This window comes from Pseudomonas sp. FW300-N2A2 (assembly GCF_017351735.1).
Classification (GTDB): Bacteria; Pseudomonadota; Gammaproteobacteria; order Pseudomonadales; family Pseudomonadaceae; genus Aquipseudomonas; species Aquipseudomonas migulae.
Genome location: NZ_JACNDU010000002.1, coordinates 355,666 through 368,885, shown reverse-complemented (window position 1 = coordinate 368,885; position 13,220 = coordinate 355,666). Strand labels below are relative to the sequence as shown.

Here is a 13,220-nt window from a genome sequence, read left to right as displayed (position 1 = left end):
GTGTAAAACAGAAGCGATCAACTGTTCGGCTGTACGGCGAAAGGGATTTCTACCCGTTGCAGTTTTGCCCGTTCGATTGCCTGGCGTGTGAACGTTTTGATAAAGGCTTTCTTGTCTTCGTCGATGACTTCCAGTTCGGCGGCGTATTCCGCTTCGGTCATGACCCGTCCCGGCGCAAACTCACTTTCCGGTTTGTTCAACTCAGCGCCGAGCACCCTGAGCTCTTCCTTCAAGCGAGCCTTTTGCTCAAGGGAAAGCGTTGTGTCGGTTGCTCGTTTTTCAAGCGCTGAGTAGAACTCGATCGTGGCTTCAATCCGGCGTCTGAAACCTTTGATAACCCCCCGGTTGGAACCCTCGACATAGGATGACCAGAACGGCTGCTCGATCAGCAAATCGTCGAGCAATTCACCCGCCTCAAGGTTCAGTACACGATGGAATGCATCTTCGATCATCGCGTTCGTGACGCCGGCGATTTTTCTGAACTGCATTTTTCGCGACTGCCAGGGCAGGTCCAACCGGTCGGCAAGATCCGTCATGAATGCCAGGTGAACTTCAACCTCATCAATCGTGCCGGTGACCTCGCCCGTCGCATTGACGCGCCTGAATTCCTCACCCATCGCCTCACGCTCGGAAATCGTTTTGCGGGCAATCCTGCTCAGCTCATCCAGACGTGACTTGCCCTGCGCCAGCGACACCAACTCACCCTCCACCAGCGCGGGATTGGCCAGTTCATAGGCCTCATGAATCAGCACCTCCATCCCCATGGCGTTGAACAGCTGCGCGCCGGCATCGACACACGCCGTGGGCACGGTGGTCAGGGTGAAGAGTTTTTGCCGCAGTTCGGTATTTTTCGACATCGCATCGAGCATTCGCCAGACCTTGGCGGTCATGTCGACCCGAAACCCGAGGTCGTGCTTGAAATGCCCCGATTCAGTGAGTTTGCGAATCTCGTTGAAAAAACCGACCGAACCGATCTCGTCCTCGACGCTGTTCCACACCTCCTGTTTGGCCACCCATTCCGGCCGGGTCATGCCGGTTTCCCAGTCCAGACTGTCGCGCACGCCGCGAGGTGGATAGGGTCGATCGGGGTCCATGCCGACGGACGCGATGTACTCCCTGAGCGTCTGCAGATTGAAGGCCGGCAAAAAATCCGTTTCCCGGCTCAACACCGTGCGCGCCAGCAATTCCGCCTGAACGGAGCCTCTCGTGACCATGGGCACGTAGGTGATTTCGTTGCGCTGCATGTCCAGGTAAAAATGCCGGAACCGCGGCTGCGCGAATAACCCGTCCGGCCAGCTCCGAATGCCGGTGTCGGCCAGGATCAGCGTATGCAACATGCGCATGCTGCCAATATCCGGAACCTGGCCGAGGGGATTGCTGTGCAGGTCCAGGATCTGAAGCCGCGTCAGGTTGCGCAAGTCCGCGACGCCTTGTGCATCCAGGACAATGCGGTTTGCTCGCAGGTTCAGCTCCGTCAGCGCACGCATGCGGCCGATGGCACGAGGAAACCGGGTGAGCGAATTGCCGTTGATGTTGAGCGAGCGCAATCGCGGAAAATGATCGAGCAAGGAAACCTGCGCGTCGGTCAATTCGGTCAGGGTCAGATTGAAGCGGGTGACGTGATCGAAGTTGCCCTCCAGTGTGGGCATGGTGCGCAGACGCCCCCCCAGCGGCAGGTTCTCAAGGTCGAGCACGAAGCCTCGCAACTCGCCGTACGAGTCCACATCGCGCAAGCCGGTGTGCTGCCAACATTCCCTGACCGCTTTGTACACCGCGTTTCTGGACTGCCATTCGGCGATGCCGGCGGGCGTGAAGCGGAATGCTTCGGTCGGTGATTTCAGCCAGCGTTGGAAGTTGGCATTGAGCCGATTGAACTCCTCTTCCAGGGCACTCGCCCTCTGCTCAAGACTGACGTCGCTGTCCCCCGCTTGCAGATAGGACTGAGCTTCGGCCTCCGTCCATCCTGGGCGAACGACGCGGACCCGCTCTTGCGGCGTTACTTGCCCCTGAACTCGACGCAGACCTTGGGCCATCCCGCGCATGCCGCCACGCAGACGCATCGTGGCTGGATCGTACGCAGGTTTTCGAACAGGGTTATCCGCCAGAAGCGCGTTGAACCTGTCCCGTGGCAATGGCGTTTTTTGAACGGCGTGCTTGAGCGTCGCGCCTTGATTGATCTGGTACCCCAACGCGTTCCGCTCAGTATCAGGCAGGGCATGCAACACCGAAGCGTAGAGGTCATCGGCCCCATGCAGGTGAAGATCATCGGCATCGCGGGCCTGGTACTGACCGTCCTCGCTGACAAGGATTCTGCGAACGGCGGCATCTGCCGGGCCCACACTGTCGCGCAGTGGTCCGTCGAATGAGTATTCGCGGATTTCGATCCGCACGTTTGCGGGCCAGTCGGGCAACGCTTGCAACGAATGCAACGCCAATCGCTCGCTATCGACACCGTACGCGGCATCGAGGTAAAGACCTTCGTAAGCACGTGCGGCGCGTAACGTGCGCAAGGCCAGCCGCGTGCGTTCTCTGAGCGGCAAGGGAATGCGCGAAGACTCGGTGATATTGAGCAAGTCCTGCGGTTCGATGTCGGCCAGCAACTCACGGGCGATCACCGTCGGGAGGTTGCTGAAGGCGTCCTGGAGCACCCGCACTTGCCGATTGTCTGTCTGCTGCAAACGGCGATTGAGCGCGTCAAACAAAGGTCCCGGATGACTGCCTGCCCGCCCCGCGAGCCTGTTTTTCAAGGCGTCGATGCGGATACGCTCGTCTGTGGAAATACTCTGTCCGAACAACGAATGAATGTCGGCTTCATTGACAAACTTCACAGCCAGCTCCGGAAGTTTTCCGGCACCGACCTCGGCACGACTTATCCTCAGCGTATTGGCCGGCGATGCGTCGAGATTGCCGTACTTGATCGAGCGGCCCGACTGTCCGGCGCCGCCAAAAAGCTCGATGCTTTTTTGCTCAGACCAGCCCGGCAGCTCCACCAGCAAACGGGGCACCTGCTCGATGAACGCTTCGGGAACCTCATCGAGCACTATCTGCCCGGGCAGCTTTTGCACATCAGCCCAGGTCTTGAAGCGTTCGATCGTGTCGGTCAGCAGCGCGGGCGGTGGTTCGTTGACGACATGCAGCCGTCGCAACAGGTCTTCTTCGACACCGCTGGCGATACGAATCTGCTCCAACGTGGCCTCGGACAAATCCTCAACCGCCAACCCCAGACGCCGCATGAGCGTGATTTTGCCCCACTCGACGGGTCGGTCGAGCTCGGTCTTCCACACACCGGCACCGTCGTGTTCGAGTGTGGGTTGATACGCCTGCGGCCGATCCGGATGTTGCAGGCGTGGCTGGCCCGTGAGTGGGTCGTTTCTGACTTCGAAGTATTTGTTTTCATGCTTCAGGATGGTTTTTTCGCTGTGCCGGAACAGCCCCTGCTCACCTGGCGTCACCGTTTTCGGCAACGTCAGGTCATGGGCGTAGGGCGACAGGTCCGGCTTCCAAAGGCGCGTCTTGCCGTCAGGCAACTCAACCTTTTGCAACCGATCGATAAACGCCGACGGTTTGACCGACGCCGCCGCACCGGCGGGCAAAACATGCCCCGCCGCCATGATTGCCAGTTGCGCGAAATTGATCATGACACCGGTCAGATGGGCCGCCGCTTCGTCCCTGTCACCCTTGCTCCACGCCTCGATACCTTCCATGGTTTCGAACAGCATCTGCCCGACCATGACCGCCAGCATCGCTTCGCCCAGCCCGGGAACCAACATGGAGCCGAAGTTGAACACGTTCCAGCCGATGCTCAGATAGCTGGTCAACCGATTCCAGCGAGTGGTCGCGTCTTCATCGTCGGTCGGCACCGCGATGTGCCGCGCATCCGCAATCGCCTTATCCCTGCGCCAGCGACCGATTTGCGGCCAAATATCGCCAGTAATGATGTTGGTGATGGGCTCTGCGTTGGCGTTTTCAACCGCGGTCTCTCGCCACCACGGCCCCATGTCCAGCGGCTCACGTTGCGTCCAGGTGAACGTGGTGAAACGCTCGCGAACCCGGGCAAAGAATTTGCCATGGTCTTTTTGTGCCACGAATCGGCTGAAAAACTGTTGATAGTCCGGCGAGCGCAACTGGCTCGTCAGCGCCTTCATGAAGTCCGTTAGGGACGCATACTCTTTGAAGGGGTGGTCAGGATCATCCGGGACATAAACGATCAACGTCCCGTCGAGACGGCTTTGTTGAAAACCATCTTCCCTTTGCAAAGTGGCGTCGACAAGACCGTTGGGGCCATTGGCGAAAAACGCCTCGAGTAATTCGAACTGCTCAAACTCCTGGCCCGGTAGCAGCATCAGACGTCTGGACCATTCCATCAGTGTGCGTTGGTGCCGGGGAACCAGACTGTCGTAAATTCTTTTAACTTCAGTGGGGTCTGCCACTGCACTGAACAACAGGATGCCGGACAACCTGAAGCCCATTAACGAAAGTCGATGGCATTGCAAAGGACGATGATTCCACGCAATGCCTTTTTCATTGTCACGAATTTGCTGAAGTTTCCCGTAGCCATAGGAACTGATGTCGTTTTTCAAATACGCAATCAGCGCAGATTCGTTGAAGATGGCTTTTTCACTGGCCATGCAGTGCCGCTCGATTATTGCCTTGGCCGCGATATCTTCGGGCATCAGTGCTGCCTTGATGTGACGCTGATAGTGCGCGCCGATATCAAGCGTCCGGCACAGGGCCGCGAATTGTTCGACCGTCAGCGCATGCCGCTGTAACTCGTTTTCGTGGTCCCGGGTGAAGATGCCGGAGCCATCGCGAAACGCGCCGGCCTGCGTTTCAGGCGCCTCGAAATTGTGTAGCGCCGCTTCCAGCAACGTCGATTGCCTGAGCCGACTGGCATTGGTATCAATGCCAAAGCCCAGTTTTGCCGGGATGTACAGGCGAATGAGCGTCGCATTGACGTCCAGATCCAGATTCAGCTGGTCCTTTAATGCTTTAACGAGCAAAGGTTCGGCAAAGGCAAGAATGTCCCGCTGTACATTCTCCAACACGTCGTCCAACGGGACCTGAAGGCGCCAGCGCTCATCCGTCAGTTGCTTGAGGTACTGACGGTCGATGGCGCGTGCATTCAAATACCACTGCGCAAATTCCACGGTCGAATCGGCCATCGTAAGCAGTCGTGAAACAGGTGCGTCTTTTAGCGGCGAAGGCAGTTTGCCCAGCAAATAATCATGATGAACATTGTCTTTGCTTCTTCCATGCCCGGTAATAACTTGCAACGCCGGAGCGTCCGATAGTTCGTTCATTTCGCAAATCCTTATGCGATGAAAAGAACCACCAGACTATTGAGTGCGATTAAAAACAAAAGCTTAAAAAACCACTTGAAAAACCGCGCCAGCCCAACAATGCATTTAATTTCAGGATCTAAAAAATATTTAATTAGCACCCTGGGGCCACTAAAGAATGGTCGCCGGCGCAGTGGTAGTTTTTAGGGGGTGCCAAAGGGGCTAAGATGCCTCGGATTGCCATCAGGAAACCGACCATGCGCCTATCCGAATTCATCAGGCAACACGTAGACCGTATCGTCGATGAATGGGAGCAGTTCGCCAGAACGATTACCCCGGCGGCCGAAAATATGGATCGAGTGGCCTTGCGTGATCACGCCAGGGAAATCCTGTTGGCGGCAGCGCGGGACATGACCACCGCGCAAACCGCCAGCGAGCAACTCGCCAAGGCCAGGGGCGAAGGTCCGGAGAAAACCCCGAGCCTGGACAAAGCCGGCGCCAGTCATGGTGAACTGCGCCACACCGTGGGCTTCGATCTGTTGCAGATGACCAGCGAATTCCGTCACCTGCGTGCCTGTGTGATCCGGTTGTGGGTCAACAGCCTGGAATCACCGGACCTCGCTTACTTCCAGGACATGATCCGTTTCAACGAAGCCATCGATGAAGCCCTTGCCGAATCCACGGCGGCCTATGCCGAACAGGTCAATCATTCGCGGGATATCTTCCTGGCTATTCTCGGCCATGACCTGCGTGCCCCCTTGCAGGCCGTGAGCCTGTCCACCGAAATGCTGATGCGCAAAACCACGCTTGAAGGCGATGCCCTGGCTTGTGCGATCAATATCAAACGCGGCGCGCGGCACATGGCGGTGATGGTCGGCGATTTGCTGGAACTGGTGCGCAGTCGCCTGGGCAAGAGCCTGCCGATTGAACCCAAGCCGATGGACCTGGCCGATGCCGCTCACGCAGCGATTGCCGAAGCCTGTGCCGGTAATCCCGAATGCGATCCGACAGTTCATGCACAGGGCGACACGACAGGCGTGTGGGATGCCGGACGCCTGGCTCAACTGCTGCAAAACCTGATCGGCAATGCGTTGCAACATGGGTCGAACAAACGTGATGTGACGGTGACCCTCACCGGCGAACCTGACACCGTTCGTCTAACGGTGCATAACTTTGGAGCGCCGATACCCGAGGACGCGATCGGCACGATCTTCGATCCGCTGGTACGCAGCGCCGATGAAGAACTCGGACAGCCGTCCACCAGCCTTGGCCTGGGATTGTTCATCGTCAAGGAAGTGGTCGATGCGCACGGCGGGACGATCGAGGTCAGTTCGAACGAAACTGATGGGACGCTGTTTACCGTGGTGTTGCCGAGATAGACCGCCGTGCACGGTCATGAACTGTAGGAGCCGGCTTGCTGGCGATGGGGGCAACGCGGTCTGTCTGACTCACCGCATCATCGTTCATCGCCAGCAAGCCGGCTCCTACAGGAATCGAATTGGCTTCAGCTATTCGACAACCAACCGCGCCAACCGCTGCTTGAGCATCCGGTTCTCGGCCCGCAGTTGCTGCACCTCTTCAAGCAGGTCGAGCGCCAGGGCGACGCCTTCCCACTCCAACTCCAGATCGTGCCGCAGCTTGGCGGCACGCTTGGCCAGCGCCAGCTCATAATCGGTGAAACGCCAATCCTTGGGCTGCTTGCCCTGAGGTTCGAGGATGCCGTGCTCGACGATTTCGATCACGTAGACGTCCGACAAATCGGTCGCCTCACAGAATTCTGCCATGTCCAGTTGAACGATCAGGGGGTTGCTCATGATGGGCTACTCCGTCTCTTGGATCAGAAGTTTTCTCTCGGGTCGAATGCGGCTTTTTTCGCCAGTTCCTGCCACAACGCCTTGACCTCGTCGCTCGAGGTTTTCGGCATGACCGCCTTCAATTGCACGAACAGATAACCGCGTTGACCGGCCTTGTTCAGCAAGCCGTGGCCCTTGGCACGCATACGCTGGCCGTTCTGGCTACCGGCCGGCACCTTGAGGTTGATCTTGCCTGTCAGTGTAGGCACGGCCACTTCGGTGCCCAGCGCCAATTCCCACGGAGCCAGCGGCAGCGTAATGATCAGGTTCTCGCCTTCGACGTCGAACTTCGGATGCGGCGCAAAGCGAATGATCAGGAACAAGTCGCCGTTGGCGCCACCACCGATGCCCGGTGCACCCTGGCCTTTGAGGCGGATGCGCTCGCCGTCGGTCACGCCGGCGGGGATTTTCACGTTCAGGCTTTTGCTGGTGTTGCTGACGTGCTGGCCGGCAGCGTTGTACTGCGGCACCTGGAACGTGACCTTCTTCGATTCGTTCGAGAGGGTTTCTTCCAGAAAGATCCCAAGTTCCATTTCCACGTCTTGCCCTCGACGTCCGGCACTGCGGCGCGACTCTCCACCACCAAACCCAGGACCACGGTTACCGAAGATCGAACTGAAGAAGTCCGAAAAATCGCCCGAGTCCTGACCGCCACCAAAACCACCGCCGCCACGCCCCTGCCAACCTGGCGGGCCCTGGAACGGTTGGCCGTGCTGGCCGTATTTGCGCAAGTCGTCGTATTCGGCGCGCTTGTCGGCGCTTTTCAGCGCTTCATAGGCTTCGGACGCGTCCTTGAATTTGGACTCGGCGTCCTTTTCCTTGCTGACGTCGGGGTGGTATTTGCGCGCCAGCTTGCGATAAGCCGCCTTGATCGTCTTATCGTCCGCGGTCGGTTCCACACCGAGAATCTTGTAATAGTCTTTGAAGTCCATCGTGGAATCACCATCCATTATCAAAATCGCGCCATCAGCCTCAGCATGCTCTTAATTGCCGCACGAGGTTTGACCGATCTCAAGTTTGTGACCGGACAGCGCATTAGAAGTTTATCGGCAGCGGCGGGCGGTTCTTTTGTCCGTCCCAATGGCTGCCAGGGCCAATGCAGACAAGTTTGGGGCATGGGGCCGTCTTATCAAGGCGCTAATTACCGAGATTTAGCGGATAGTCGGCCTTCGAATCTGCGCCGCACTGGCATACACTGCGCGGCCGTTTTTTAACCGGAACCTGATAGACATGAAAAACGCATCTCCAGCCCGTGCCTGTGGTATCGACTTCGGCACGTCCAACTCCACCGTCGGCTGGCTGCGCCCCGGCATGGAAACGCTGATCGCGCTGGAGGACGACAAGATCACCCTGCCCTCGGTGGTCTTCTTCAATATGGAAGAACGCCGCCCGGTGTACGGCCGTCTGGCGCTGCACGAGTACCTGGAAGGCTACGAAGGCCGGCTGATGCGCTCGCTCAAGAGCCTGCTGGGTTCCAAGCTGATCAAGCACGACACCAGCGTTCTCGGCACGGCGATGCCGTTCAAGGACTTGCTCGGGTTGTTCATCGGTCAGTTGAAGAAACGTGCCGAAACCGCCGCTGGTCGCGAGTTCGACGAAGTGGTGCTGGGTCGTCCGGTGTTCTTCGTCGATGACGACGAAATGGCGGACCAGGAAGCGGAAAACACCTTGGTGGACGTGGCCCGTGCCATCGGTTTCAAGGATGTGTCGTTCCAGTACGAGCCGATTGCGGCAGCGTTCGACTATGAGTCGACCATCGAAAAGGAAGAGTTGGTACTGATCGTCGACATCGGCGGTGGTACGTCTGACTTCTCGCTGGTGCGCCTATCTCCTGAACGCCGCAACCACGACAACCGTCACGAGGACATCCTCGCCACCGGCGGCGTGCACATCGGCGGGACCGATTTCGACAAGCAGTTGAGCCTGCAAGGCCTGATGCCACTGTTCGGCTACGGCAGCCGCATGAAGAGCGGCGCCTACATGCCGACCAGCCACCACATGAACCTGGCGACCTGGCACACCATCAACTCGGTGTACTCGCAGAAATCGACCCTGGCCCTGGGCAGCATGCGCTACGACATCGAAGACACCGGCGGCATCGACCGTCTGTTCAAGCTGATCGAGCAACGTGCCGGGCACTGGCTGGCGATGGAAGTGGAAGAAACCAAGATTCAGCTGACCCACGCCGACAGCCGCCATGTGCCGCTGGACCGCATCGAGCCGGGCCTGAGCGTGGAGTTGAGCCGGGCGTTGTTCGAGTCGGCCATCGACAACTTGCTGGAGCGCGTGCGCAACAGCGTGACCCAGATGCTGAACGACGCCAACGTGCGGGTCGATCAGGTGGATACGGTGTTTTTCACCGGTGGTTCGAGCGGGATTCCGGCATTGCGCAACAGCGTCTCGGCGATGTTGCCGAATGCGCGGCATGTGGAAGGCAACATCTTTGGCAGCATCGGCAGTGGTTTGGCGATTGAAGCGGCCAAGCGTTATGGGCCGATGGACTGATCCGAAACCGAGGTGAGCCCTTCGCGGGCAAGCCTCGCTCCTACAGAATCAATTCAATCCCTGTAGGAGCGAGGCTTGCCCGCGAAAGCGTCAGATCAGGCAATAAATATCGACCGGATCAAACCATCCCCACCTGCTTCAACTCACTCTTCAAATACGCGTAATAAATCGGCCCCGCCACCACCCCCGGCAGGCCGAACGCGGCCTCGAACACCAGCATCGCCAACAGCAACTCCCACGACTTGGCACTGATCTGCCCGCCGACAATGCGCGCGTTGAGGAAGTATTCGAGCTTGTGGATAACAATCAGATAACCCAGCGCGGCCACCGCGACCCAGATCGACAGCGACAAGCCGACGATGGTGATCAGCGTGTTCGACATCAGGTTGCCGATCACCGGCAACAGGCCGAGCAGGAAGGTCAGCACGATCAGGGTTTTGGTCAGCGGCAACTTGATGCCAAACATCGGCAGGACCACCGCCAGGAAAATCCCGGTGAAGAAGGTGTTGAGCAGGGAAATCTTGATCTGTGCGAACACGATGTTGCGGAACGCCTGGACCAGCAGGTGCAAGCGATCAAACAGTGCGGCGGCCAGCGGCTTGCGCTTGGTCAGGTCCGGCACCCGTTGCAGGGCGATGATCGCGCCGAGCACCATGCCGATCAGCAACGTCACGAACATGTGCGCCGCGTCCTTGCCCACCAGTTGCAGGTCGCTGAGGTGTTTGCTCATCCACTCGCCAATCGCCACGCGAAACTCGGCGGCGCTGGCCGGCAGGTAGGCGTCGATGAACGGCGGCAACTGACCGCGAGCGCGGTCGACCACGAGCATGAATTTATCGAGGGAAGCGCCGGGGTTTTCCGCCTCATGCAGCAGGAAACTGAAAGCGCCGGCAAAGATCAGCGTCAGCACACTGACCACCAACGTGCCCAGTAACGCCACCGCCAGCCAGCGCGCACGCCGACCTTCGATCAGTCGCTGCAATTGCGGGGTGAGCATGTTGACCAGTTCGAACACCAGCAGACCGGCCAGCAGGCTTGGCAGCAAGCGCAACGGAATCACCAGCAGCAAACCACCAAAGATGATGACCCAACTGATGAGCAGCAAGACTTGGCGTTGAGAAAACGTTGGCATACAGCCTCAAAACGAACGGCGTAAAAGGATTGGCAGTCTGCCAGCGTTCGGGTGTCAGCACTAGGGATTGTGTGGGGCGACGTTGGTCGGGGGTAGAGGCGATTTCTGCAGCGCTCTGGCCGGCCTCATCGCGAGCAGGCTCGCTCCCACATTTGTCCTGTGTATGCAGATCCATTGTGGGAGCGAGCCTGCTCGCGATGGGGCCCTCACAATCCCCGCAAATCCGTTTATTTCTTCTTCAGGCAATCACTCATGAACGCCTTGCGCTCATCACCCTTGAGGGCCTTGGTCGCGGCATCGGCATTGCAGGTTTTCATCTTCTCTTGCTGAGGGGTCAGGGCTTTCGCGTCATTGGCGGCTGGCGCGGCTTTAAGGCAGGTGCTCATGAAGGCTTTGCGCTCATCGCCCTTGAGGCTTTTCGCGGTAGCGTCGGCATTGCAGGTGGTCATCTTGTTCTGTTGGGCAGTGGCGGCGAAGCCCTGGGAGCAGAGCAGCAAACCGATCATCAACAAAGGGACACGCAACATCGTCATGGAGTTTTCTCCTTGTTGCCGCACCGAGAGGCACGGCCTCGCTCTGGAGTGTAGACAAAGCCTGTTACAGCTTCCTGCCCGGCAGATGGCTTCGGCGATACTGCTCCGGCGTACACCCGGCCTGGCGCTGGAACATGGCGATAAACGCCGACCCGGTGCTGTAGCCCATGTCGAACGCGATTTCCTGAATGCTGCGATGACTGTCCAGTGCTTCGATCGCCGCCAGAAAGCGCAGGCGCTGCCGCCACTCGCCGAAACTCATGCCCAACTCGCGCACAAACTGCCGCGCCAGGGTGCGCTCGCTGACGTGAATCTGCTCGGCCCATGCCGACAACGGCCGGTTATCTCCGGGCTCAACCTGCAAGGCTTCCAGAATACCGAGCAGCCCGGGACTGCTGGCGTAGGGCAAGTAGCATTGGTGGATGGGCGCCTGCTGCAGCTGATCCACCAGCACTTGGGCCAGGCGTTGGTCGGTCTCTTGCTCGGGAATCTTCACGTCACGGGCGGCGAAGTCCTTGAGGATTGCCTTGAGGATGTCGCTGATCGCCAGGGTGCAGGCCTGCGTCGGCAGTTCGTGGCACAGCGCCGGCGCCAGGCAGACGGCGCGGTAGTTGATCGGTTGATTACTGTAGAAACTGTGTTCGATCTGCGGCGGTACCCACACGGCATATTGCGGTGGCGACATGAAACGGCTGCTGCCGATTTCCATGTGCAACACACCGTTGGCCGAATACTCCAGCGTGCCCCAGGGGTGACGGTGGGCCGAGGCATATTCGTGGCTATTGAAGTCGGCGTAGCGGAAGTACACCGGCGCGGGCAATTCGCTGAAATCCAGCAGGTCGATGTGTTTGCTGCTCATGCTGTCTGTCATCAGGGTCAGGTTGTCTGGATCGCAGTATAGGCTTGCATCCGGACAGGCGATAATTCTCCCTCATTAACGTTCTGGTTGTTCCTGATGCAATACGCTTATCCCCTGCTGGCCATTTTCATTTGGGCTGGCAATACCGTGATCACCAAAATGTCGGCCGGGGCGATCTTCCCGGCGGAGATCGGTTTTTACCGCTGGCTGCTGGCCGGATTGTTGTTCACACCGTTCATGCTCAAACCGGTGATCGCCCATTGGTCGGCCATCCGCCCGAACCTGGGGAAGATTCTCATCCTCGGCGTGCTGGGCATGGCGGTTTATCAGAGCCTGGCGTACTTCGCGGCGACGCTGACCTCCGCCACCAACATGGGCATCATCCTGTCGCTGATGCCGTTGATGTCGCTGGCCATGGCCATCGTCAGCCTGGGCCAGCGCCTGACCGCCGGTGCGCTGGCCGGTGCGGTGTTGTCGTTTGGCGGTGTGTTGGTGGTGGTGTCGTCCGGCAGCCTCAGTGCATTGCTTGAGCACGGGGTGAACCTGGGCGATGCAATGATGCTGATCGCCACGCTGGCCTATGCGATTTACAGCACGCTGCTGAAAAAATGGCAGCTGCGTTTGCCACCGCTGGTGTTGTTGTATCTGCAAGTGTGGGTGGCAGTGGTGGTGCTGTTTCCGTTGTTCACCGTGTCGCCGAAAATCGGTCCGACGCTGCAGAATATTCCGCTGGTGCTGTATGCCTGCCTGCTGGCGTCGATGGTTGCGCCACTGGCATGGATGCAGGCCGTGGTGCGTCTGGGGCCGAGCCGGACGACGTTGTTTTTCAATTTGCTGCCGGTGATTACCGCATTGATTGCCGCGCTGGTGTTGCATGAGCAATTGGCGATGTATCACCTGGTGGGCGGGATGTTGACGTTGGGTGGGGTGATTGTTTCGGAGCGTTGGACCATGGTGTTGGGCCGTAAGGTTAGCGTCGCCTGATCTGACGCCTTCGCGGGCAAGCCTCGCTCCTACAGTTCATGCGCTGTCCCTGTAGGAGCGAGGCTTGCCCGCGAA

At 58.7% G+C, this 13,220-nt stretch carries 9 protein-coding genes; 3 read left to right on the top strand and 6 right to left on the bottom strand.

Annotated elements, in window-relative coordinates; translation table 11 throughout:
• Positions 1-17: 17 nt before the first annotated feature.
• Positions 18-5,300, bottom strand: coding sequence for a dermonecrotic toxin domain-containing protein (locus tag J4E42_RS05160; protein ID WP_207284748.1), 5,283 nt, complete (start codon positions 5,298-5,300; stop codon positions 18-20).
• Between the two features lie 236 nt (positions 5,301-5,536).
• Here J4E42_RS05160 and J4E42_RS05155 point away from each other — a divergent pair, with 236 nt between their 5' ends.
• A complete protein-coding gene (locus tag J4E42_RS05155; protein WP_207284747.1) occupies positions 5,537-6,658 on the top strand; it encodes a sensor histidine kinase in 1,122 nt (373 codons plus the stop codon).
• A 129-nt stretch (positions 6,659-6,787) separates the two neighbouring features.
• On the opposite strand, the gene J4E42_RS05150 is transcribed toward J4E42_RS05155, so the two are convergent.
• Both J4E42_RS05150 and J4E42_RS05145 read right to left on the bottom strand, forming a co-directional pair.
• The gene (locus J4E42_RS05150) at positions 6,788-7,093 is read right to left on the bottom strand and encodes a chaperone modulator CbpM (RefSeq protein WP_008038687.1); all 306 of its coding nucleotides are present in this window, start codon (positions 7,091-7,093) and stop codon (positions 6,788-6,790) included.
• Positions 7,094-7,116: 23 nt separating this feature from the next.
• Positions 7,117-8,064: a DnaJ C-terminal domain-containing protein gene (locus J4E42_RS05145; protein WP_008038686.1), complete on the bottom strand. Its 948-nt coding sequence runs from the start codon at positions 8,062-8,064 to the stop codon at positions 7,117-7,119.
• Positions 8,065-8,362: 298 nt separating this feature from the next.
• Here J4E42_RS05145 and J4E42_RS05140 point away from each other — a divergent pair, with 298 nt between their 5' ends.
• Positions 8,363-9,637 (top strand): Hsp70 family protein, encoded by a 1,275-nt coding sequence (locus tag J4E42_RS05140; protein ID WP_192226948.1) that lies wholly within the window; start codon positions 8,363-8,365, stop codon positions 9,635-9,637.
• 118 nt (positions 9,638-9,755) lie between these two features.
• Here the strand turns inward: J4E42_RS05140 and J4E42_RS05135 are convergent, their stop codons facing one another.
• The 3 genes from J4E42_RS05135 to J4E42_RS05125 form a co-directional block, all read right to left on the bottom strand.
• Positions 9,756-10,769 carry an AI-2E family transporter gene (locus J4E42_RS05135; RefSeq protein ID WP_008038685.1) on the bottom strand — a complete coding sequence of 338 codons (1,014 nt, stop codon included), beginning with the start codon at positions 10,767-10,769 and terminating at the stop codon, positions 9,756-9,758.
• Between the two features lie 227 nt (positions 10,770-10,996).
• On the bottom strand, positions 10,997-11,302 hold the full coding sequence (locus J4E42_RS05130) for a PsiF family protein (RefSeq protein ID WP_008031179.1): 306 nt from the start codon (positions 11,300-11,302) through the stop codon (positions 10,997-10,999).
• A gap of 64 nt (positions 11,303-11,366) precedes the next feature.
• Entirely contained in the window at positions 11,367-12,161 is a 795-nt protein-coding gene (locus J4E42_RS05125) for a helix-turn-helix transcriptional regulator (protein WP_207284746.1), read from the bottom strand.
• A 96-nt stretch (positions 12,162-12,257) separates the two neighbouring features.
• Here J4E42_RS05125 and J4E42_RS05120 point away from each other — a divergent pair, with 96 nt between their 5' ends.
• Positions 12,258-13,145: a DMT family transporter gene (locus J4E42_RS05120; protein WP_207284745.1), complete on the top strand. Its 888-nt coding sequence runs from the start codon at positions 12,258-12,260 to the stop codon at positions 13,143-13,145.
• Positions 13,146-13,220: the final 75 nt, after the last annotated feature.

Coding starts and splice junctions, on each gene's coding strand:
- J4E42_RS05160 (WP_207284748.1), bottom strand. CDS start 5,300: ATGAACGAACTATCGGACGCTCCGGCGTTGCAAGTTATTACCGGGCAT.
- J4E42_RS05155 (WP_207284747.1), top strand. CDS start 5,537: ATGCGCCTATCCGAATTCATCAGGCAACACGTAGACCGTATCGTCGAT.
- J4E42_RS05150 (WP_008038687.1), bottom strand. CDS start 7,093: ATGAGCAACCCCCTGATCGTTCAACTGGACATGGCAGAATTCTGTGAG.
- J4E42_RS05145 (WP_008038686.1), bottom strand. CDS start 8,064: ATGGACTTCAAAGACTATTACAAGATTCTCGGTGTGGAACCGACCGCG.
- J4E42_RS05140 (WP_192226948.1), top strand. CDS start 8,363: ATGAAAAACGCATCTCCAGCCCGTGCCTGTGGTATCGACTTCGGCACG.
- J4E42_RS05135 (WP_008038685.1), bottom strand. CDS start 10,769: ATGCCAACGTTTTCTCAACGCCAAGTCTTGCTGCTCATCAGTTGGGTC.
- J4E42_RS05130 (WP_008031179.1), bottom strand. CDS start 11,302: ATGACGATGTTGCGTGTCCCTTTGTTGATGATCGGTTTGCTGCTCTGC.
- J4E42_RS05125 (WP_207284746.1), bottom strand. CDS start 12,161: ATGAGCAGCAAACACATCGACCTGCTGGATTTCAGCGAATTGCCCGCG.
- J4E42_RS05120 (WP_207284745.1), top strand. CDS start 12,258: ATGCAATACGCTTATCCCCTGCTGGCCATTTTCATTTGGGCTGGCAAT.